The sequence below is a fragment of the Catenuloplanes sp. NPDC051500 genome (assembly GCF_044454585.1).
In the GTDB taxonomy this organism is placed as follows: domain Bacteria; phylum Actinomycetota; class Actinomycetes; order Mycobacteriales; family Micromonosporaceae; genus Catenuloplanes.
In genome coordinates, this window is the sequence record NZ_JBITDX010000021.1 from 14,282 (window position 1) to 35,595 (window position 21,314).

The following is a 21,314-nucleotide window of genomic DNA, read 5'->3' on the forward strand; positions in this document are numbered from 1 at the left end:
GGCGTTCAACGGATCTCGATCTCGCGCGCCCGCTCGCGCACGTCCGGATCAGGATGCGCGGCCAGCTTCCGCAGCTCGTCCGGCCAGGGCGCGTCCCACCCGGTCCGCTCACCGGCCCACTCGATCACGGTGAGCGCCACCATCGCGGCCGCGGGGTCGTCGCCCGCGGTGAGCCGGTCCAGCACCGGCGTGATCGACGAGGTCCGCACGGGAGCCTCGTCCGGCATCGGCAACCGTCTGCCCGACCCCCGCCAGCGGGCCGGGCGGCGGTCGAGCGCCGTCACCAGCTCGTCCCACTGCCGCAGATCCGCCTCCGGCTCGGCCAGCCCCGGGGCCGCCAGCCGGGAGAGCAGGGCGACCTCGTCCGTGTGCCGCCCGGCCGTCCGGCAGGCCTCGATCATCGGGCGCAGCGCCTCGGGCGCGGCCATCCGGTACCGCAGGCCGGCGACAAGCCTGCCCAGCCGACGCCAGGCGGCGTCAGGCGTGAGCCGGTCGGTCCGCACGGCTTCACGCCCGTCTGCGGGCAGCGCGGCCGCTACGTCATCGGCGGTTCGTGCTGCCGCTGCATCGTCAGCCGCCCGTGCCGCCGCTCCATCGTCAGCCGCCCGCGCTGCCGCTGCATCGTCAGCCACCCGCGCTGCATCTGAGTCGTCGGCCGGCCGCGCGGCCCTGAGGTCATCCGACTGCTGCGCGGCCCTGAGGTCATCGGCCGGCCGCGTGGACAACCGGGCCAGGTCAGCGGCGACCCGGCCGATGACCGCCTGCCCGGCCGGAATCTCGGAGATGTCTGTGGCGAACCTGAGCGCCGACCATTCGACGTCGTCCGGCAGGGCCGTGACCAGCAGCTCCGAGAGGCGGGAGACCACCTCGGGGTCGTGCGGCCCCCAGATCTCGTAGGCGGAGAGCAGCTCCGCACCGGGCTTCTCGCTCACCGCCTCGCCGAACAACACGGCCGGTCCCACGCGCGCGGAGGCCGGGACCGACGTCGGCGTCAGACCGGCGATCACCGCGTCGCGCAGTGCCTCCGGGCCGCGCAGCGCGTCTGCAAGCACGGTCGGCACGCGCGGGTCCGCGAACCGGCCGCTCAGCCCGCCGGCCGCGGCGGCCCGCACGTCCCGGTGGCGGTCCACATCAGCGAGCGTCGCCAGCAACAGCTCTGTCACCTCGGGCAGCGGCAGCCCGGCCAGCGCGCGTACCGCCTCCTTGGCCGCGCCGACCGCCCCGCCCGGCGTGGTCACCAGCGGTGCCAGCAGGTCGAACGCGGTCCGCTCCGGCAGCACGTCCACCATCCGCCGCAGCCCGGACGCGGCACCACGTGTCACCGGGCCCGCGGCTCCGGCAGCGCGGTCCGCAAGGAACGAGACGGTCTCCGGCCGCGGCCTGCCGCCACCGAGCGCGACAAGCGACACGCCGGCGATCGGCGCCGGGGCCTCGGCGGCGATCCGCGTCAGCACGGCCGGGTCACGCACCAGCCGCACCGCGGCCGCCGCGGCGCGCGGATCGGCCTCCGGGTCGACGGCGCGCGGGGCCGCCCACTCCCCCACCGCTCTGACCTGCGACGACGTCCAGGTGTCGGGCGCGAGCGGCCGGACCGGCGGCAGCGCCACCGCGCCGGCCAGCACCGTCTCCAGCAGGTCGGCGCGGCGTTCCGTGACCACGCGCCACAGCACCGGCGCGGCACCGAGCACGGGTGCCGCCTTGACCAGCTCGACCGTCCGCGCGACCGGGTCCCCGGCCTGTACCCACAGCTCCGCCGCCTGAGCCGACGGACCGGAGTCCACCCGGCCGAGAATCACCGCCTGACCGGGCACCGCCTGACCGGGCACCGCCGCCGGGCCGGCGATCGACTCCGATCCGGCGCCTACCTTCACGTCTCGCCCCGCCGCCTGTTCCGTGGGCCCCGCCGCGCCGGGCTCACCCAGCGCGAGCGCGCGCAGCAGGTCGTCCAACTCTGGAACCGCCGCCACCCCGGCCGGCCCGAGCAGGCGTGCGGCCTCCAGCAGCGCGTCCGGCCCGCCGCGCAGCGCCCGGTCGCGAAGGCCGGACCAGGCCGCCGCCGCGACGGAAACGGGCACTCGGGGCTGGTCCCGGATCGCCAGGTCGAACGTGCCGGCCCAGCGGCTGAATCTGGTCGTGCCGGCCCGGCGGCGGCCGACAGCCCTGGCCAGCAGCGGTACCAGCGTCGTGACCCGGTCGGGCAGTCCGTACGCGGCAGCGATGCCGATGCTCCGGTCCAGCCAGTGGATCACCATGTCGAGGCTGCCGGTGGAGGTGTCCCGGGCGGCCAGCACAAGCAGGGTGGAGTCCCGCAGCAGGTCGTCCGGCACCGCGGCCAGCAGCCGGGCCGGCGCGGTGACGATGCCGGTCAACGCGGTCGCGCGTACCCGGTCCTCGTCCTGCAACGCGCGCCGCGCCTCCACGACCGCGGCCACGAAGACCGCCGGGTCCGGCTCGCGCCGCGCGCAGGGGATCAGGTTCCGCCAGCCGGCCTGGCGGAGGGAGACCCGATGGTCCGCGACCGCGGCCCGCAGCCTGGGCAGCGCGCGGTTCCACGAGCGCAGCGCCACCCGGTCGACGGTGTCCCCGCGGGTGTCGTCGCTCCAGGCCCGGTCCGTCGCCTCCAGGCGGTCGAGCACCTGGTCGAGGTCTCCCGGCGGGAGCGTGCCCAGTTCCTCGGCGGTCAGCCGGTCGTCGGGGAGCGCGGCCTCGAGCACGGGCCGGCGGCGTCCGGGCGGCAGCGCGCCGAGCAGCGTCGCGTGCATGGACGCGGGCCTGTACCGCCACTCCGCGGCGATCAGCGCGACCACGTCCGCGTCCGGGAGCGCCGCTACGCCCCGGCGCGCACGGCGCGACAGCCGCCCGACGTCGCGGGGGTGCGGTGCCTCCGCGGCCCGGATCAGCCGGATCACCCGGCCGGGGCGGGCCATCAGGCGGCCCATCGCGTCCTCGCTGACCAGGTCCCACAGTTCGGGGTCGCGGGCTAGCGCGTCCGCGAGCGCCTGGGGAGCGCGTTCCGAGATCACGTCGATGACGTCGCCGGCCCGGCCGCCGCTCCTGCCGCCGGGCGTCGCGACGAGCAGGTCAAGCACCTGTTCCGGCGCGACGCGGGCCAGCGCGGACAGCAGGCCGGGGCGTGGAGCAAGCCGGGGCAGCCACTCGCCGATCGCGGCCGGGGAGCAGGCCGGGAGCAGCCGGGCCACGTCGCTCTCGCCGTACCGCCGCATGATCTTCTCGATCTGGGAATCGGCCAGCCGGCGGCGGCGTGACCAGCGCAACGTGCGATAAAGCGCGGCCCGGTCCCGCGGCGCGGAGTCGTCAAGAACAGACAGCAGATCCGCATCGGGTACGGGTAGGCGCGCGGCCGCCGTGATCGCATGCGGCCGCAGGTCAGGGTCGGCAAGCGCGGCGCGGACCGCGTCCAGGTCCCGGCGGATCACCGCAAGGTGCAGGCCCCAGCGCCGCTCGGCCGGGTCACCGGCGTCGAGGGCGGCACGGAGGGTGCGATAGTCCAATTCGGACAGCCGCCGCCCGTCGTCGGCGAGGACGCGCATCCGGTCGGCGTGGGGCAGGGCGGCGAGCTGGTCGCGGGTGAGGGTCAGGGAGACCTCCGGGTCGGCGGAACTAGTGATCAACCGCTCGATGGTCTCACCGGCCGCAACGGAATATCGGCGCCGGGCGGAATTCAGGGGCCGGCGGTGTGTCAGGGGCGCGGTGCCAGCACGCAGAACTCGTTGCCCTCCGGGTCGGCCAGCACCACCCAGCCGTCAACTGTGCCCTGGCCCACGTCGACGTGGCGGGCGCCCATGTCGACCAGGCGCTCGACCTCGGCTTCCTGATCGTCCGGGCGCAGGTCGATGTGCAGGCGGTTCTTGACGGTCTTGAGGTCGGGGACCGCGATGAAGATGAGGCCGGGCAGTTCGTCGGCCTTGCGGCGGATCTCGACTTCGCCGGGACGCTCGAACGTGATCTGGTAGTGCAGCGCCTCGGCCCACCACCGGGCCAGCCGGCCGGGGTCCTCGGCGTCGACGACCACGTTCTCCCAGTCGCTGCCCATGGTGCTCCTCATCGTCCGGCCGTTGGCGGCAAGGTGACGAACACGTTACGCCCGGAAGGCGTTCCGGGCATCTCGTGTTTCCGCTGCGCGCCATGAATCACCAAACGTCGATGTTCGCTGTCACTCCACGAAGGGGTGGGTGGCCGGGGGTGTCACCCGTCGCCCACCGTCGTGGGATGGAGAATTTCCACGTCCGGTAGTAGCGTGCCGGATGCACAACGTCACTGGCCGGCCACCGCCGGTCCCACACCATTGCCCGGAGTCTGTTCGCCGCCCGCTGGCCGGTGCGGAGGCGAAGCAACCGCTCCGGGTGGAGGAGAGCGTGTGTCCGGCATCGACGACTGCCTCCGGCAGGCGATGACAATTCCCGGCGCGATCGGCGCGAGCCTGGTCGACTACACCACAGGTTTCGCACTGGGGTCGGCAGGCGCGGCGCCCGGCGACGACGCGGACGGCACCGCCACCGGTACCGCCGACATCGTGCACGCCGCGGTCAGCCGTTCGCCGTTCGCGTCCACCCGGCCGGGCGACGGCGTGGAGGACCTCATCATCACCACCGCCGGCGGATATCACCTGATCAGGTTGCTGCCGACCGGGTTCGACAGCCGGCTCGCCCTCTACCTGTGGCTGGACCGGGACCGCGGCAACCTCGCGGTGGGGCGCCGGCGCCTGCAGATGCTCGCCGAAGGCCTGGTCACGGCCTGAGTGCCGGGCGTGACGACGCACGAGACCGAGAGATCGGTGAGGAGTTCAACGTGAAGGCCGCCCGTGCCGCGAAGGCAACCCTCCCCCGTCGGGCGCTGAGTCAGCTCGTCACCGCCGGCGAAACCGGCGCGCTTCACGTCGACGGCGATCCCGGCGGCGTCATCTATCTGACCGAAGGTCAAGTCTCCTACGTGGAGTCGGCGGCAGCACCGGGCGTCGGCGAACTGCTCACCACCTCGGGCCGGTTGTCGGCACCGACGTGGGATTCCGCGGTGTCCGCCGGAAAAGACGCACACCGTGTCGGTCGTCTGCTCATCGAACAGGGGCACCTTACGGAAGGCGAGCTTGAGCTCTGTGTCCTTGGGGTGATCTATGACGCGGCGTACTTCGTACTGCAACCGGCGGCCGTGCCCGTCCGCTTCGCAGCAGGTGAACAGCACTGGATCGGCCCGGTCTGCCGGGTGGACGCTGATGTGCTGTCCAAGGAGACGACCCGGCGGCGACGACTCCTCGACGAGGTCTTCGACTCGTCCACACTGGACACGGCGGCGGTTCGGCCGGCACCCCGGCCGCCCGTCGAGCGCGTCGTGCTGAGTGCGCTGCAGTACGAACTGCTGCTCGCCGCGGACGGTGAGCGCACCCCGGCGGCGCTGGCCCGGATCCTCGGCCGCGCCGGGTTCGTCACGTTGCAGCAGGTGCGGGCGTTGGCGGCGGCCGGGCTGATCGTGGTGGCGCCGGAGGAGAGGATCGGGGAGTCCGGCGACACGGAGGCGCCGGGCGGCGGCACGGACGGCGGCCGGGCGGGTGGCAGCGCGCTCAGAGCCGCCGTGCCGGCGCGGGTCACCACGCCGGGCCGCGGCACGACCAAGGCGGCCGTGGACGCCCCGGCCACGCCCGGCCCACAGGCCACGCCGGTGGAACCGCCGATCAGGTCGGCCGAGCCGCCGGTCAAGGCCACTGCACTTCCGGTCGGGGCCACTGCGCTTCCGGTCGGGGCCGCGGGTCCGGACGACACCATGGTGATCCCCGCGGCGAAGAACGAGGAGCCGGAACCGGCCCGGCCCGGGCGCAAGGCCACCGGCGGCCGGCGGCGGGCGGGAAACCGCGCCGGCGCCGCGATCCTGACCGAGACCATGCCGCGCCGCATCCCCGGCGAGCAGATGCCGGCCGGCTCCGGCGAGGCCGGGTCCGCGCCGGACGCCGACGCGCCGGACGAGGCGCTGCTCACCCGCATCCGCAGCGCGCTGAAGGCCCTGCGGTGAGCGCGTCGCCGCCGGTCCGCGCGCCCCCGGCGGCACCGCCGGCACGCCACACCCCCACCCCGCACCCCCGCCTCACCCCTGCCCTCGCGAAGGAGAACTGCCGTGGAAACCGACCGGGCGGTGCTGGCCGAGCTGGCCAGGCTTCGCAGCCGGCTGCCCGACCTGTCGGCCACCGTGATCGCCGGCGTCGACGGGATGCTGCTCGCGTACGACGCCCCGGGCCTGCAGCCGGAGACGATCGCTGCCCTGTCCGCGGCGAACCTCGGCCTGACCCAGCGCTTCGCCCACACGGTGGGCCACGGAGAACTGCGCGAGACCATCATCGAGTCGGCCGGCGGGTACGTGGCCATCTACGCGGCCGGGCTCCGCACGCTGCTCGCCGTGCTCGCCAGGCCGAGCGCGAACGTGGCACGCATCCACCACGAGGCGAGGCGCACCGCACGCCGCCTCGGTGAGCTGCTCGACCCGGTGGAGGTGCGACCACTCGCACCGATGCAGGAGGCCCGGGTGATCCCGGTCGAAGGTCAGATGCCGCTTGCCAAGCGGACTCCGATGGCCGCACTGCAGTCGAGCGTTCCCGGTCAGCGCGCCGGCTGACAGGACGTCCCAGCCCCTTTCATTACACACGGAGGAAAGGCACATGCCCGACATGGACCTCGCGCTCAAGGAAGCGATGAACATCGACGGCGCGATCGGCGTGGCGCTGGTGGACTACACCAGCGGCATGGCGCTCGGCGTCGCCGGCGGCACCAAGGAACTGGACCTGACGGTGGCAGCCGCCGGGAACACGGACGTGGTCCGCGCCAAGCTGCGCACCATGGAGATGCTGAACCTGAAGGACGGCATCGAGGACATCCTGATCACGCTCGGCAGCCAGTACCACCTGATCCGGCCGCTGACCGGACGCTCCGGCAAGGGGCTCTTCCTCTACCTGGCGCTGCTGAAGAACCGGGCCAACCTGGCCATGGCGCGCCACCAGCTGAAGAAGATCGAGGAAGACCTCGACATGTGACGGTTCGCGGGCCCGCCTCATCAGAAGCGGGCCCGCAGTCGTTCACACCGCGGCGCGCCCTGCCTCAAGCCGCGCGATCGGCACCCGGAACGGCGAGCAGGACACGTAATCCAGACCCACCTCGTGGAAGAAGTGCACGGAATCCGGGTCGCCGCCGTGCTCGCCGCAGACGCCGAGCTTCAGGCCGGGCCGGGCCGCACGCCCCTCCTCGGACGCGATCCGGACCAGCCGGCCCACGCCGTCCCGGTCCAGCGACTCGAACGGGGAGATGCCGAAGATGCCCAGCTCCAGGTAGCGCCAGAAGAACGCGCCCTCCACGTCGTCGCGGGAGAAGCCCCAGCCCATCTGGGTGAGATCGTTGGTGCCGAACGAGAAGAACTCGGCCGCCTCCGCGATCTGCCCGGCGGTGAGCGCGGCGCGCGGCACCTCGATCATCGTGCCGATCAGCACCTCGACGCCGCTGTCGCCGATTACCTCGGCCAGGATCTTCTCGGCCTCCGCGCGCACGGTCTCCAGCTCCTGCACCGCGCCGACAAGCGGGACCATGATCTCCGGCCGCGCGGTGCCGCCCGCGCGTGCGACCTCGACCGCGGCCTCCGCGATCGCCCGCACCTGCATCGCGAACAGACCCGGGATGACCAGGCCGAGACGGACGCCGCGCAGGCCGAGCATCGGGTTCTGCTCGTGCATGCGGGACACGGCCGTGAGCAGCCGCTCGTCGTGCCGGGCATCCTCGCCACGCTCCCCCGCCACCGCGACCCGTACCGCGAGGTCGGTAAGCGACGGCAGGAACTCGTGCAGCGGCGGGTCGATCAGCCGGACCGTGACCGGCAGCCCGTCCATCTCGTGGAACAGCTCGACGAAGTCCGCGCGCTGCAACGGGAGCAGCGCGTCGAGCGCGGCCGACCGTTCCGGCTGCCGGTCCGCCAGGATCAGCGTCTCCACAAGCTCGCGGCGGTCACCGAGGAACATGTGCTCGGTCCGGCACAGGCCGATGCCCTCCGCGCCGAAGCGCCGGGCGCGGGCCGCGTCCTCGCCGGTGTCCGCATTGGACCTGATCCGCAGCCGCCGCCGGGTGTCGGCGTGCCGCATCAGCCGGTCCACGGCCGCGACAAGCGGATCCTGCAGATCGGCGTCGCCCTCGAAGTACCGCACCACTGACGACGGCTCGACCGGGACCTCGCCCAGGTAGACGCGCCCGGTCGTACCGTCGATGGAGAGCAGGTCGCCCTCCGCGACCCGGGTGCCGTGCACTGTGAACTCGTTCCGGCCCACCTCCAGGTCGTCCGCGCCGCAGACGCAGGTCTTGCCCATCCCGCGCGCCACAACTGCCGCGTGACTTGTCTTGCCGCCGCGCGACGTGAGGATGCCCTGCGCCGCGATCATGCCGCCCAGGTCGTCCGGATTCGTCTCGCGGCGGACCAGGATCACCGCCTCGCCCTGCCCGGCCAGCTCGATGGCGTGTTCCGCGGTGAACACCGCCCTGCCGACCGCCGCGCCCGGCGACGCGCCGACCGCGCTGGTCAGCACCTCGGGCGCGCCGGACAGGTCGAACCTGGGGAACATCAGCTGGCCGAGCTGCGCGCCGGTGACCCGGCGGATCGCCTCGTCCAGGTCGATCACGCCCTCGTCCACGAGCTGCGCCGCGATCGTGAAAGCGGCCGCGGCGGTGCGCTTGCCGACCCGGGTCTGCAGCATCCAGAGTTTCCCGCGCTCGATTGTGAACTCGATGTCGCACAGGTCGCGGTAGTGCTCCTCAAGCAACGTCATGATCCGCAGCAGCTCGTCGTAGGAGGTCTTGTCCAGCCGCTCCAGCTCCTGCAGCGGCACGGTGTTGCGGATGCCGGCCACCACGTCCTCACCCTGCGCGTTCGCCAGGTAGTCGCCGTAAACGCCCGGCGCGCCGGTGCCGGGATCACGGGTGAACGCCACGCCGGTGCCGGAGTCCGGGCCGAGGTTGCCGAAGACCATCGCGACCACGTTGACAGCGGTGCCCAGGTCGGCCGGGATGCGCTCCTGCCGCCGGTAGAGCACGGCCCGGTCCGCGTTCCACGAGTCGAAGACCGCGCGGATCGCCAGGTCCAGCTGCTCGCGCGGCTCCTGCGGGAAGTCCCGGCCGACGTGCTTCGCGAAGATCTTCTTGTAGGTGCCGACGAGCGCGCGGAGATCGTCCGCGTCCAGGTCGAGGTCGTTGCGCGTGCCCTTGTGGCGTTTCGCCTCGTCCAGCGCGTGGCTGAAGTCCTCGGCCGGCACCTCGCAGACCGTGGCGCCGAACATCGCGATCAGCCGGCGGTAGGAATCCCAGGCGAATCGCTCGCCACCCTGCGCCGCAAGCCCGTTCACGCTCTCATCGTTGAGTCCGACATTCAGGACGGTCTCCATCATGCCCGGCATGGAGAACTTCGCACCGGACCGGACGGAGACGAGCAGCGGATCCGCGGCATCGCCCAGCCGCCGGCCGATCCGCTCTTCGAGCGCGGTCAGCCGCGCCTCGATCTGCCCGGTGAGCCCGTCCGGCAGCCGCTTGTCGTGCAGGTAGGCCCGGCAGGCCTCGGTGGTGATCGTGAACCCGGGCGGGACCGGCAGCCCCAGATTCGTCATCTCGGCGAGGTTCGCACCCTTGCCGCCGAGCAGGTCCTTGAGATCCTTGTTGCCCTCTTCGAAGGCGAAGACGTACTTCATGAAGGTCTCCCGTCCGTTCCGCGCTGAACGTGGGTACCGGTCGATGCCGGTCAGTGGGCGAAATCTAAGCGAGAACGTCGCCGAGGGCGAGGGAAGGGTGACTATTCGCACATCACACCGCCCCGACCTGCGGCGTTGCCATGGAGACATGGAAGCGCTTCCATCCGCCCGCCCGACACTGCTCACCGATATCAATTCCCACAATTCACAACCGTCAGCGGGTACGACGAGAGCCCGGCGACATCACATCGCCGGGCCCGTCTGTGTTCGGTCTATTCGGTCAGGATCCGTAGGGCGCGCCGTAGGGCGGCTGAGGCGGTGGCGGCGGGTAGGGCGGCCCACTCTGCGGGAACGGCGGACCACTCTGCGGGACCTGGGACGGGGGCGCCTGCGGCGGGTAGCCCTGCTGCGGGAAGCCCTGCTGGTAGCTCTGCTGGTAGCTCTGCTGCGCGGGCGGCCCTTGCTGCACGAACGGTCCCTGCGGTGTCGGATGTCCCTGTGCCGGATACGGCTGCGGGGGTGCCGACTGCGGCGGATGCGGCGGCTGCGGGGACACCGGATACGCCTGCTGCTGCGGATATGGCTGCTGCTGCGGCGCCTGCTGCTGCGGATACGGCGCCTGCTGCGCGAAACCCTGTTGCGGGGATGCCTGCGGCGGGAACCCCTGTTGCGGGAAGCCCTGCTGCGCGAAACCCTGCTGCGGATAACCGGGCTGCGGGTAACCGGGCGGCCCGTACCCCGGCGGCTGCCCTTGAGACATGTTCAGCGGCACGAACGGCTTCTGCGGCGCGCCGGTCACCATTGCGTCCAGGAATACGAAGAACGCGCCCGCGGCGAGCATCACCAACGCCCACTCGGCGCCCCCGCCCATCGACGCGTCCGGGAAGATTTTGCTCGCGTCCGAGTCCTCGACCGCACCCTTGATCGCATCCGTCGACCACACAAGTGCGACGCCGGACGACACCGCGAGCAGCGCCGACAACGCACCCAGTCCTCGCCCGGTCCGGAACGCGGCCAGCGCCGTCGCCCCCAGCGTGAGCAGCAGCGCGACGACCGCGGTGACGCGCGCCTCGCTGCCGTCAGTGAGCGCGGCCGGCGAGTTCGGCGCGTTCGCCGCCGCCTCCGCGAGGCCCGGGATGGACGAGTCGCCGCTACGCTCGTCGCCCTCGGTCCGAATGCTCGGCGTCGTCCCCAGGATCAGGTTGAAGCCGGAGATGCTGATCGTGGTGTGCCGCTGGCCCCAGGTCGACTCGGCCGTGTCGAGCACCACGAACGGGCCGGCGAACGCCACCGCCGCGACCAGGAAGATCAGCGCGCTGATCACGCGTCTAGCCACCATAACGGGCAAGCACCTCTCGACCGGCGCGGTGTGACCCCGTGCCACCGCGTGCCAAACGAATGTAGTGGTAGATCAGGAAATTCGTGAGCCCGGCCGGATTCCTGTTATCCCCGCCGTACCCCCGCGTCTCCTGGTGGGTCACAATCGGCCCGCACCGCGCAGAAGGAGACGACGCATGGCCGGTCAGCCGCTGATCGCGCTCCCCGGGCGCCACCGCCGGCATTTCTCGCACACCACCCGGGCCGCCCTGGTCTCGCTGATCTGGCTGGCCGTGGTGGTGGTCGCGCCGCGCGTGGCCCCGCCGCCCGAGATCCGGGCCGTCGCGCTCCTCGCCCACCTGATCTCGCTGCTGATCGGCTTCGGCGCGGTGCTCTTCGTCGACTGGTCCGGTCTGCTGTTCCTGGCCGGGCGCCGTTCGTTCACCGACGTGCTGCGTACCGCCGAGAGCGCGATGACCCCGACCTGGATCGGCTTCATCGGCCTGCTCGGCTCCGGTGCGCTGCTCAACCCCGCAAGCACGCACCTGACGACCGTCAAACTGCTCGCCGTGCTTGTGGTCGGCCTCAACGGCATCTACGCCGGTTCGCTCGCCACCCGGCTGGCCCGATACGCCGGCCAGCGCCCGCCGACGTCGCTGCTGCTCCGTGCCGGCCTGGCCACCGCTCTCTCCCAGCTGGCCTGGTGGACCGCCTTCATCATCGGCTACCTCAACAGCCAAAACTGATCGGCGTAGCACGTCGTAGCACCACGGTTTACCATCAGCTTATGTCTGATCCCATTCCGCGAGAGATTACGCAGCGCGAACTGCGGAACGACTCCGGCGCGATCATGCGCGGGGTCGAGCAGGGCGAGTCGTACACGATTACCCGTAACGGGACGCCGATCGCCCGGCTCATTCCCCTCCGTCGCCGGACCTTCGTCCCCCGTGAAGAGGTCAAGGCGATCTTCGCGTCCACCCCGCCCATGGATCTCGAGCGCTTCCGCCGCGATCAGGAGGCCACCGTCGACCAGGACTTCTTCGATCGTGAACGGTAGACACGACCTCGGACTGGTCGACACGAACATCGTCATCCTGTTCGACGCTCTCGATGAACGCGATCTACCCGACGAAATCGCGGTCAGCACCATCACGCTCGCGGAGCTCTCGGCGGGCCCCCATCAGACTGACGATCCCATCGAGCGTGCGCTCCGCATCCGGCGCCTCCAGGACACCGAAGCGGCATTCGAGTCGCTTCCGTTCGACATCCGGGCCGCGCGCACGTTCGGGCAGATGGTCGCCGCGGTGATAGCGGTGGGCCGGAAGCCCCGCGGCCGCACCGCCGATCTGATGATCGCTTCGATCGCCGCGGCGAACCGCCTACCGCTCTACACGACGAATCCCGCGGGCTTCGCCGGCCTTGATCGCCTCCTTGAGGTGGTGGCGGTCACGCATCCCGACAACCGCTGAGGTCAGCCGCCGGAGTTGTCGAGTTCGGCGCCCTCGGGGACGGCGTCGTCCTCGCGGTCGTTGAGCCAGCCCGGGGAGTTGGTGCGGCCGCGGGGCTGGCCGAGCGCCTCGACCGGGAACGGGGCCGTGGGGTCGGGCTTGCCGAAACGGCATCTACGCAGGTTCGCTCGCCACCCGGCTGGCCCGATACGCCGGCCAGCGCCCGCCGACGTCGCTGCTGCTCCGTGCCGGCCTGGCCACCGCTCTCTCCCAGCTGGCCTGGTGGACCGCCTTCATCATCGGCTACCTCAACAGCCAGGCCTGACGACCGAGATCCGCTAGATCGAGCCCCTCGGGGCGACCCATTCGGTGGGCTGGCCCGTGATCGCCGCGATGCGGTCGTAGTCGACGTCGTAGTGCAGGACCGTCGCGCCGTGCACCTCGGCGGTGGCGGCGATGATCAGGTCAGGGAGCCGGAAGTGCCGATGCTGGCTGCCGGCCGCCATCGCGCGGTGGATTTCCAGGGCTCTGGCCATCGCCTCCGCCGTTACCTTCAGCCAGCGCTGCGACTGGAGCGCACCCCACAAAGTCTCGTAAATCGCAGGGTTCGGCGCGTTGTTGAGGTACTCCATGGCCGTCATTTCGCATACCGCGAGCCGCCCTGCCATCAGGTGTGAATCGAACGTTCGTTGGACCGCCGGGTGTCTGGCCTGCAACACATAAACCGACGTGTCCGCGAGATAGATCGGCGCGGCCATCAGGCAGCGCGCTCACCGCGCGCATCCTCTGCCAGCCGACTCAGATCGCGCCCGCCCCCGTATCCCCAGGACTCCTCCGAACCGGAGAAATCCATCTCCGCGTTACGGAACACCGCGATGGCCTCGGCCGCCTGACGGCGAACCGCGAAGGTGCGCAACGCCTCGTTGATGGTGGCGACCTTCGTATCGGTGCCCAACGCCTCCTTGGCGGCGTCAAGCCATTCTTCATTCACGTCCACGGTGATGCGCGTCATGACCTCAACGGTACACCGGATCGGTCTCCTAAAGAGCACCACGAAGGGAGGACAGGTGGTGCGCCAAGACGCCACACCGCAGCACCAGGTCAGCCGCCGGAGTTGTCGAGTTCGGCGCCCTCGGGGACGGCGTCGTCCTCGCGGTCGTTGAGCCAGCCCGGGGGGAGGAAGACGTGGCCCGGGGAGTTGGTGCGGCCGCGGGGCTGGCCGAGCGCCTCGACCGGGAACGGGGCCGTGGGGTCGAGCTTGCCGAGCAGGTCGTCCATCTCCATCAGGGAGGACGACATGGCGAGCGCGCGGCGGATCTCGGTGCCGACCGGGAAGCCCTTGAGGTACCAGGCGACGTGCTTGCGGAAGTCGGTGACGCCGTCGCGCTCGGTGCCGTACCAGTCGGAGAGCAGTTCGGCGTGGCGGCGCATGACCTGGGCGACCTCGCCGAGCGTGGGCATCAGGCGCTCGGGGCGGCCGGCGAACGCGGCGGCCAGGTCGGCGAAGAGCCATGGGCGGCCGAGGCAGCCGCGGCCGACCACGACGCCGTCGCAGCCGGTCTCGCGGACCATCCGGAGCGCGTCGTCGGCCTCCCAGATGTCGCCGTTGCCGAGCACCGGCACGTCGAGGCTCTCCTTGAGGCGGGCGATCGCCTCCCAGTCCGCGGTGCCGGAGTAGCGCTGGGCGGCGGTACGCGCGTGCAGCGCCACCCACTTGACGCCGGCGTCCTGCGCGACCTGCCCGGCTTCGAGGTAGGTCAGGGTGTCGTCGTCGATGCCCTTGCGCATCTTGATGGTGACCGGAAGCCCGTCGGCGGCGTCCACCGCGGCCTTCACGATCGCGCCGAAGAGACGGCGCTTGACCGGGATCGCCGCGCCGCCGCCCTTGCTGGTGATCTTGCGGACGCTGCAGCCGAAGTTCAGGTCGATGTGGTCCGCGAGGTTCTCGTCGACGATCCGCCGGACCGCGCGCGCGGTGATCACCGGGTCGACGCCGTAGAGCTGCATGCTCCGCGGGTTCTCCTCCGGGCCGAACTCGATCATCCGCTCGGTCTTCGGGTTCCGGTGTGCAAGCGCGATCGTCGTGATCATCTCGCACACGTAGATGCCGGCGCCCTGCTCACGGCAGAGACGGCGGAAGGCCACGTTCGTGATCCCGGCCATCGGCGCGAGCACGACGGGCGGGTCGACGGGGTAGCGGCCCAGCGTAAGCGTCACCCGTCGAGAATCCCACAGCGCCGTGGCCGGACCCAAAACAAGGTTGTAACGGGCACCCCCGTTGACAGGGGACGATCTTCTCGGATCGGATAGCCACGTGCGTCGATTCCAAGCGTTGTCAGCGATCCTGGCCGCCGCGATCCTCCTGACCCCGGGGGTCGCCCACGCGGCGGCCCCACCACCGGTCTTCGGGTCGGACTGGGATGATCCGGTCACCGCGTCCCCGCCGGTCGAGCGTCCGTCCGGCCGGTCCTGCACTACCCGGATCGTGGATGCGGAGTTCCGTGACTTCACGCCGTTCACCGGCACGTTCACGCCGCCGGCGGCCTGTCGCGGACCGTGGCAGAAGGTGGTGCTGACGCTGCGCGGCGCGGTCGCCGGGCGCCAGTACGACCGGCTCGGCTACCTGCGCGTCGGCGGCATCACCATCTTCAAGACGTCCACGCCGGAGCCGAGCGTGGACGGCATCGCATGGACCGTGGACAAGGACGTGACCGGTTACGCACCGCTGCTGCGGGCGGCCCAGCCGGTCGAGATGCTGATCGGCAACGTGGTCGACGACACGTACACAGGCATCCTGGACGTGACGGTGGACCTGACGTTCTACCCCGGGCGCGCGCCGGCCGGGGACGCGGACCTGGTGATCGGCCTGGCGGACCAGCACAGCGAGGGGACCAGCCTGGTCGGTGACCTGACCGTGCCGCGCAACACGGAGCGGCTGGTGGCCGAGGTCTACGCGACGGGTTCCGGCGGCGGCTGCGAGGAGTACTGGTACCTGTCGACGCCGCCCGCGGCCGGCTACTCCTGCGCGGCGGACGCGGGCCCGTACCGGGAGGTCCAGGTCCGGATCGACGGCGTGCTCGCGGGCGTCGCCGCGCCGTACCCGCACGTCTACACGGGCGGCTGGTCGAACCCGTTCCTGTGGTACACGATTCCCGCGCCGCGCGCGTTCGACATCCAGCCGATCCGCTACGACGTGACACCGTTCGCCGGCACGCTCACCGACGGCCGGGCGCACCGCGTCGAGGTGTCGGTGCTCGGCGTGCCGCCGGGCCAGTCCGGCTGGGACGTACCCACAGCGGTTTTGGCCTGGCAGGACCCACACCGGCGGCAGGTCACCGGCGCGCTCGTCACGGCCGCGGAGGGCGCGCTGACGAACACCTCGGTCCTGGACGGCCGCACCGTCACCACGACCGGCCGGCACAGCCTCACCACGAGCGGATACGTCGACACGTCACACGGCCGCGTCAGCACCACCGTCAGCCGCGCGGTCACCAACGACTCCACCCACACCTGGGCCGAGGGCGAGACGTCCGACGCGCTCGACGCGGCCTGGACGGACACGGACAGCATCACCACCCGGGCCGGCCACGGGAAACCCACCACGATCAACACCTCTCGGCGGTACGTGATGGACGGCGCGACAAGCGACGCCCCGGACGGACGCCGGACCACCTCGATCACGCTCACCGACGCGGCCGTGATCACCGGTGCGCCCGGCGGCCCGGCACGGCTCACCGACACGTACACGGGTGAGGCCTCGTTCCTCACCACCGTGCCCCGCCCGGAGCGACAGGCCCGCGGCACCTCCCGCGAGCGCTACCTGCTGATCAGCCCGCACGGCAGGTACGACCGGACGATCGCCACCGAGCAGGGTTACCTGGTCCGGCCCTGACGCGCTGAGCATCCTCCGCTCCGGCTCGGCCGGAGCGCGGTGGCCGCCGTCCCCCGTCGGCACGGCGGCCACCGGCCTCACGCCGCCGGGACCGGGTCGGAGCGGAAGTCGGCCAGGTCGCGGAGGTGCCAGACCGGGGAGCGGACCAGGGAGAGCGGCATGCAGACCGCGGCGGCCACGAAGAGGAACAGCGTGGCGCGGGCGCCGATCGCACCGGCCAGCGCGCCGGCGAGCAGGCCGCCGAGCGGGATCGCGCCCCAGGAGACGAAGCGGACCGTGGCCATCACCCGGGAGAGCAGTTCCGGCGGGCTGGTGATCTGGCGGTAGGTGCGGGTGATCACGCTGAGCACGACCACCCCGGCGGCGAAGACGGCGTTGCCGAGCGCGAACGCGGCGTACCCCCGGAGGCCGCTGCCGAACGGGATCACGATCGCGCCGGCGACCGCCACGAAACCGGCAAGGACAAGCGCACGGGCGGTGCCGATCGCGGTGGCGAGCCGGGTGGTGAGCGCGGCGCCGATAAGCGTGCCGACGCCGTCCGCGGCCAGCAGCACGCCGACCAGGCCGGGCGGCGCGTGCAGCTCACGGACCAGGTAGAGCGCGAAGAGCGCGTGCTGGGCGCCGCAGACGGTGTTGGCCGCGGTCGCGGTCCACATGCAGGGGCCGATGATCGGGTGGCCGGTCACGTACCGCCAGCCCTCCCGGATCTGCGCGACGACCTCGACGCGGCCGGTCCCGGCGTCCGCGGGACGGTACGGCAGCGTGCGCAGCAGCGCCGCCGACGCCAGGTAGCTGACCGCGTCGATCAGCAGCGTGGGCACCGCGCCGAGCACCGCGACGATCACGCCGCCGATGGACGGGCCGCCGAGCAGCGTGGCCGCGTGCGTGCCGGAGGTGAGGCTGTTGCGGGACTGCAGCTGCTCCGGCGGGACGATCGAGGTCAGGAACGTGGAGTTAGCCACGTCGAAGATCACGTTGGCGAAGCTCGTGACAAGCGCGACCGCGATCAGCTGGCCGACCGAGAGCACCCCGGCCCACCAGGCGAGAGGAACGGAGAGCACCGCGGCGAACCGGGCCAGGTCCGCGCCGATCTGGGCGCTGCGCAGCGGCAGGCGCCGGACCAGCACACCTGCGGGGAGGCCGATCACGATCCAGGCGACGTACTGCGCGGCGGCGATCAGGCCCATCTCGAACGGCGTGGCGTTGAGCGTAACAAGCGCGGTGAGCGGCAGCGCCACCGCGCCGACAGCGGTCCCGGCCTGGCTGGTGGCCATCGCGGCGTACCAGCGGGCGAAAACTCCCATGGCGATCCCCGTTTCGCTAGTGAGTTCCAGATTGGAACTCACTATAGTGGAGACGTGAAGCGGGAGGAACTGTCGGACGCGGACTGCGGGATCGCGCAGGCCATGGGCGTGCTCGGCGACTGGTGGACGTTTCTGCTCGTCAGGGACGTGGCCGGCGGCGTCACCCGGTTCGACGCGCTGCAGCGGGAGCTGGGCATGAGCCGCCGCGCGCTGACCGAGCGGCTGGCCACGCTCGTCGACCACGGCGTGCTTGAGAAGCGGGCGTACTCGGCGCACCCACCACGCCACGACTACCTGCTCACCCGCAAGGGCGAGGCGCTGCTGCCCACGCTGATCGCGCTGCAGGACTGGGGCACCCGGCACGTGATGGGCGACGGCACGCTCACCGCGACCGGCGGCGACGCGGAGGTGCGCCGGGTGGAGAGCCTGGTCGGCCGCCGGTTGCCGGACCTGACGATCAAGGACCAGAACGATTCGCCGGTACGCCCCGCGGAGCCCGGCGAGTGGACCGTGCTGTTCCTCTTCCCGGGCGCGTTCGCCCCGGCCGACGCGCACGCCTACCCGCCCGGCTGGGGCGAGATCCCCGGTGCGGCCGGCTGCACGCTCGAGACGCGCACCTACGCGGACCGGCATCCGGCGTTCGCCGGCGCGGGCGTCACCGTACGTGGCGTCAGCACCCAGCGACCGGACCAGCTGGCCGCCTACTCCGCCTGGGCCGGGCTGCCGTACCCGCTGCTGTCCGATCAGGACGCACGGCTCGCGGCCGGGCTGCTGCTGCCCACGTTCCGGGCCGCCGGGGTGGACCGGTTCAAGCGGCTGACGCTGCTGACCGACCCGGAACTGACCGTCCGCGCAGTGCAGTTCCCGGTGAGCGATCCGGCCGGATCCGTCGATGACATGCTGGAACGCGTCGCACGGCGTACCCGCTGATGGTCTTTTGTGGACTGCACGGGACCACGCACTATGCTGGCCGGGCCCCACCACCGAACTCCCCAGGGATGTGCACGTGGACACCTCGGTACCCCGGACGGCCAGGATCTGGAACCACCTGCCCGATGGCCTGGACTTCGTCGAACCCGGCGTCGTCTCCGTGACGGGGGGGAAGCCCGGGACGGACGTGCCCGAGATCGACAGGTACGGCACGGTCGGGCGCAAGCCATAACCATGACCAGCTCACCGTCCGTCACCGGCGGGCCCGCAAACGCCGGCCCGACCGTGAGCCGCATGCAGCTCGGCGCACGCCTGCGCGGCCACCGGATCGCCGCGGATCTGACCCGGGAGGCCGCCGGATACTCGATTCGCGCGTCCGAGTCGAAGATCAGCCGGATGGAGCTCGGCCGGGTCGGCTTCAAGGAACGCGACGTCACCGACCTGCTCACGCTCTACGGCGTCGAGGACCAGGACGAGATGCTGGCCCTGGCCCGCGAGGCGAACCGTCCGGGCTGGTGGCAGGCCTACTCGGACGTGCTGCCCACCTGGTTCCTCAACTACCTCGACCTGGAGCAGGCCGCGGAGCTGATCCGCACCTACGAGATCCAGTTCGTGCCCGGCCTGCTGCAGACCGAGGACTACGCGCGCGCGGTCATCTCGATCGGTCACGGCCGCGGCTCCAAACGCGAACTCGACCGCCGCGTCGAGCTGCGGATGGCCCGCCAGACCATGCTCGCCCGCGCCGACTCACCCCGGCTCTGGGCCGTGATCGACGAGGCCGTGCTGCTGCGCCCGATGGGCAGCCGCGCCACCCACCGCGCGCAACTGGAGTCGCTGCTCACGCTTACCGACTCCCGCGTGGTGCGCCTCCAGGTGGTCCCGTTCAGCGCGGGCGGCCACGCCGCGGCCGGTGGCGCGTTCAGCATCCTGCGCTTCGCCCTCGAGGAGGTCCCTGACCTGGTCTTCCTCGAACAGCTCACCGGCAGCCTCTACCTGGACCGCCAGGAGGACGTCGACCAGTACGCGGCCGCCGCCAGCCGCCTCATCATCGAGGCCACCACCCCTGAACGCACCGCCGACGTCATCCACCGCGCCCTCCGCAACCTCTAGCCGAAAGCGGCAGCCCGGCCGGTCACCAACCAGCGCTTCCGGCCGGACTGGTCGCCGTCAGGGCAGGGGTGACCGGGCCGGGTCCGAGGTGGCGTCGCGCTGTCCGGGTGGCGTGGCCGCACTGACCGGCTCCACCGCCTTCGGGTCCTTGTGAGTCCCCGCCTCCGCGCCGTCCTGGAGGATCGGCTTCGTGGTGTCCGCGTCGCCGGCGTCCGGGCCGCCGGGCAGGTCGACCTCGGCGGGTTCGGTGCCGGGCGCCTCGCGGTCCGGGGTCGGCTCTCCGTCCGGGTGCGCAAAGAGGTAGCGGAGCCCGGTGTTCAGCACGGCGAGCAGCGGCACCGACACCAGGCCGCCCACCACGCCGGCCAGCACGATGCCGGCCGCGATCGCCAGGATCACGGCCAGTGGGTGCAGCGACACCGCGCGGCCCATGATCAGTGGCTGGAGCACGTGGCCCTCCAGCTGCTGGACCAGGATCACCACGGCCAGCACGACAAGCGCGGCGAACGGGCCCTGGGCGACCAGCGCCACCAGCACCGCTACCGCGCCGGTCACCGTCGCGCCGATCACCGGGATGAACGCGCCCAGGAACACCAGCGCGATCAGCGGCACCGCGAGCGGGATGCCCATCACGACCAGGCCGATCCCGATGCCGACCGCGTCGACGAACGCCACGAAGACTGTGGCGCGTACGTAGGACACCAGCGTGTGCCAGGAGTAGTGCCCGGCGCGGGCCATCGGCAGCCGGGCGTTGTGCGGCAGCAGGCGGCAGAGGAAGTTCCACATCGCGCCGCCGTCGCGGAGCATGAAGAAGAGCGTAAACAGCACCAGGAAGAAGCCGGTGACCACTTCGCCGACCGTGCCGGCAGTGCTCAGCGCACCAGTGGTGAGCGCGCCCTGGTTGCCTGCGACCTGCTGCTGCATCGCTTCGACGTAGCCGTTGAGCTGGCCCTGAGACAGGTGCAGCGGGCCCTCGGTGAGCCAGGCCTGCACCTCGTCGATGCCGCTGCCGACCTGGGTGGCGAGGTCGTCGTACTGCGCGATGAACGTCTGGACGATCAGCCCGAGGCCGCCGAAGACCAGCACCAGCGCGGCCACCAGCACAAGCGCGGCGGCCACCGAGCGGTTCACGCCGTGCCTGCGCATCCGGGCCGCGACCGGCTCGAAGAGCGCGGCCAGCAACAGCGCGACAGCGACCGGGATGACCACCACGCGCAGGATGCCGACCACCTTGATCAGCAGGTACGTGGCGGCGACAAGCAGGATCACCCGCCAGGCCCAGGAGGCGGCGAGCCGGACCCCGCGCGGCACCAGGTCATCAGTGGTCGGCGCGGGCCGCATCACCACCACCTGCGGCTCCACGGCGTCGGCGACCTTGGGAACCGGTGCGAACGGTGAGGGCGGTGTGAACGGCGGCGGTGCGGTGTTCCGCCCGGCGAGCGCATGCCGGGCACGCGTGCGGGCGGTGGCGATCCAGGTCATGACGTGCTCCTCGGCGAACGTTCCGCGCTGCGGCGGTGGGATCTCCGCACGGCGGCGCGGTCACTACCGCGATACCCCCGCCCTGACCGGCGGAAACGGAGCGTTACCGGCCAAAC

The 21,314-nt window shown here is 71.8% G+C and carries 20 protein-coding genes and 1 pseudogene; 11 read left to right on the forward strand and 10 right to left on the reverse strand.

Features of this window, described 5'->3' with window-relative positions:
• Window positions 1-5: 5 nt before the first annotated feature.
• Together ACIA8K_RS32110 and ACIA8K_RS32115 are read right to left on the reverse strand one after the other, a co-directional pair.
• The gene (locus ACIA8K_RS32110) at window positions 6-3,632 is read right to left on the reverse strand and encodes a hypothetical protein (protein ID WP_396066070.1); all 3,627 of its coding nucleotides are present in this window, start codon (window positions 3,630-3,632) and stop codon (window positions 6-8) included.
• A gap of 68 nt (window positions 3,633-3,700) precedes the next feature.
• Window positions 3,701-4,054 carry a VOC family protein gene (locus tag ACIA8K_RS32115; protein ID WP_396066072.1) on the reverse strand — a complete coding sequence of 118 codons (354 nt, stop codon included), beginning with the start codon at window positions 4,052-4,054 and terminating at the stop codon, window positions 3,701-3,703.
• A gap of 324 nt (window positions 4,055-4,378) precedes the next feature.
• Here ACIA8K_RS32115 and ACIA8K_RS32120 point away from each other — a divergent pair, with 324 nt between their 5' ends.
• From ACIA8K_RS32120 to ACIA8K_RS32135, 4 genes are all read left to right on the forward strand, one after another.
• The gene (locus tag ACIA8K_RS32120; protein ID WP_396066074.1) at window positions 4,379-4,759 is read left to right on the forward strand and encodes a hypothetical protein; all 381 of its coding nucleotides are present in this window, start codon (window positions 4,379-4,381) and stop codon (window positions 4,757-4,759) included.
• A gap of 50 nt (window positions 4,760-4,809) precedes the next feature.
• Window positions 4,810-6,021 (forward strand): DUF4388 domain-containing protein, encoded by a 1,212-nt coding sequence (locus tag ACIA8K_RS32125; protein WP_396066076.1) that lies wholly within the window; start codon window positions 4,810-4,812, stop codon window positions 6,019-6,021.
• 102 nt (window positions 6,022-6,123) lie between these two features.
• Complete coding sequence (locus ACIA8K_RS32130; protein ID WP_396066078.1) at window positions 6,124-6,618, forward strand: roadblock/LC7 domain-containing protein; 495 nt, start codon at window positions 6,124-6,126, stop codon at window positions 6,616-6,618.
• A 43-nt stretch (window positions 6,619-6,661) separates the two neighbouring features.
• On the forward strand, window positions 6,662-7,033 hold the full coding sequence (locus ACIA8K_RS32135) for a hypothetical protein (RefSeq protein WP_396066080.1): 372 nt from the start codon (window positions 6,662-6,664) through the stop codon (window positions 7,031-7,033).
• 42 nt (window positions 7,034-7,075) lie between these two features.
• Here the strand turns inward: ACIA8K_RS32135 and ppdK are convergent, their stop codons facing one another.
• Window positions 7,076-9,715, reverse strand: a complete 2,640-nt coding sequence (ppdK, locus tag ACIA8K_RS32140; protein WP_396066082.1) for a pyruvate, phosphate dikinase — start codon at window positions 9,713-9,715, stop codon at window positions 7,076-7,078.
• A gap of 280 nt (window positions 9,716-9,995) precedes the next feature.
• Window positions 9,996-11,054, reverse strand: coding sequence for a hypothetical protein (locus tag ACIA8K_RS32145; RefSeq protein WP_396066084.1), 1,059 nt, complete (start codon window positions 11,052-11,054; stop codon window positions 9,996-9,998).
• Window positions 11,055-11,229: 175 nt separating this feature from the next.
• Here ACIA8K_RS32145 and ACIA8K_RS32150 point away from each other — a divergent pair, with 175 nt between their 5' ends.
• The 3 genes from ACIA8K_RS32150 to ACIA8K_RS32160 are packed head-to-tail and all read left to right on the forward strand — an operon-like array spanning window position 11,230 to window position 12,501.
• Complete coding sequence (locus tag ACIA8K_RS32150) at window positions 11,230-11,778, forward strand: hypothetical protein (protein ID WP_396066086.1); 549 nt, start codon at window positions 11,230-11,232, stop codon at window positions 11,776-11,778.
• 41 nt (window positions 11,779-11,819) lie between these two features.
• Entirely contained in the window at window positions 11,820-12,089 is a 270-nt protein-coding gene (locus ACIA8K_RS32155; RefSeq protein WP_396066088.1) for a type II toxin-antitoxin system Phd/YefM family antitoxin, read from the forward strand.
• Complete coding sequence (locus ACIA8K_RS32160; protein WP_396066090.1) at window positions 12,079-12,501, forward strand: type II toxin-antitoxin system VapC family toxin; 423 nt, start codon at window positions 12,079-12,081, stop codon at window positions 12,499-12,501. The genes ACIA8K_RS32155 and ACIA8K_RS32160 overlap by 11 nt, the downstream gene beginning before the upstream one ends.
• 2 nt (window positions 12,502-12,503) lie before the next feature.
• On the opposite strand, the pseudogene ACIA8K_RS32165 reads toward ACIA8K_RS32160, so the two are convergent.
• From ACIA8K_RS32165 to dusB, 4 genes and pseudogenes are all read right to left on the reverse strand, one after another.
• Window positions 12,504-12,644: pseudogene (locus ACIA8K_RS32165) on the reverse strand (tRNA dihydrouridine synthase DusB); the annotation flags it as partial.
• Between the two features lie 174 nt (window positions 12,645-12,818).
• A complete protein-coding gene (locus tag ACIA8K_RS32170) occupies window positions 12,819-13,238 on the reverse strand; it encodes a PIN domain nuclease (protein WP_396066092.1) in 420 nt (139 codons plus the stop codon).
• Entirely contained in the window at window positions 13,238-13,492 is a 255-nt protein-coding gene (locus tag ACIA8K_RS32175) for a type II toxin-antitoxin system VapB family antitoxin (protein ID WP_396066094.1), read from the reverse strand. Before ACIA8K_RS32175 ends, ACIA8K_RS32170 begins: the two co-directional genes overlap by 1 nt.
• Window positions 13,493-13,581: 89 nt before the next feature.
• The gene (gene dusB / locus ACIA8K_RS32180) at window positions 13,582-14,697 is read right to left on the reverse strand and encodes a tRNA dihydrouridine synthase DusB (RefSeq protein WP_396066096.1); all 1,116 of its coding nucleotides are present in this window, start codon (window positions 14,695-14,697) and stop codon (window positions 13,582-13,584) included.
• Between the two features lie 97 nt (window positions 14,698-14,794).
• On the opposite strand from dusB, the gene ACIA8K_RS32185 reads away from it, so the two are divergent.
• Entirely contained in the window at window positions 14,795-16,372 is a 1,578-nt protein-coding gene (locus ACIA8K_RS32185) for a peptide-N4-asparagine amidase (RefSeq protein WP_396066098.1), read from the forward strand.
• A 77-nt stretch (window positions 16,373-16,449) separates the two neighbouring features.
• Here ACIA8K_RS32185 and ACIA8K_RS32190 read toward each other — a convergent pair whose 3' ends face one another.
• A complete protein-coding gene (locus tag ACIA8K_RS32190; RefSeq protein ID WP_396066100.1) occupies window positions 16,450-17,676 on the reverse strand; it encodes an MFS transporter in 1,227 nt (408 codons plus the stop codon).
• A gap of 54 nt (window positions 17,677-17,730) precedes the next feature.
• Here ACIA8K_RS32190 and ACIA8K_RS32195 point away from each other — a divergent pair, with 54 nt between their 5' ends.
• The 3 genes from ACIA8K_RS32195 (at window position 17,731) to ACIA8K_RS32205 (ending at window position 19,716) form a co-directional block, all read left to right on the forward strand.
• On the forward strand, window positions 17,731-18,606 hold the full coding sequence (locus tag ACIA8K_RS32195; protein ID WP_396066102.1) for a winged helix-turn-helix transcriptional regulator: 876 nt from the start codon (window positions 17,731-17,733) through the stop codon (window positions 18,604-18,606).
• A gap of 76 nt (window positions 18,607-18,682) precedes the next feature.
• Complete coding sequence (locus tag ACIA8K_RS32200) at window positions 18,683-18,838, forward strand: hypothetical protein (RefSeq protein ID WP_396066104.1); 156 nt, start codon at window positions 18,683-18,685, stop codon at window positions 18,836-18,838.
• A gap of 2 nt (window positions 18,839-18,840) precedes the next feature.
• On the forward strand, window positions 18,841-19,716 hold the full coding sequence (locus ACIA8K_RS32205) for a helix-turn-helix domain-containing protein (protein ID WP_396066106.1): 876 nt from the start codon (window positions 18,841-18,843) through the stop codon (window positions 19,714-19,716).
• Between the two features lie 57 nt (window positions 19,717-19,773).
• Here ACIA8K_RS32205 and ACIA8K_RS32210 read toward each other — a convergent pair whose 3' ends face one another.
• A complete protein-coding gene (locus ACIA8K_RS32210; protein WP_396066108.1) occupies window positions 19,774-21,198 on the reverse strand; it encodes an AI-2E family transporter in 1,425 nt (474 codons plus the stop codon).
• Window positions 21,199-21,314: the final 116 nt, after the last annotated feature.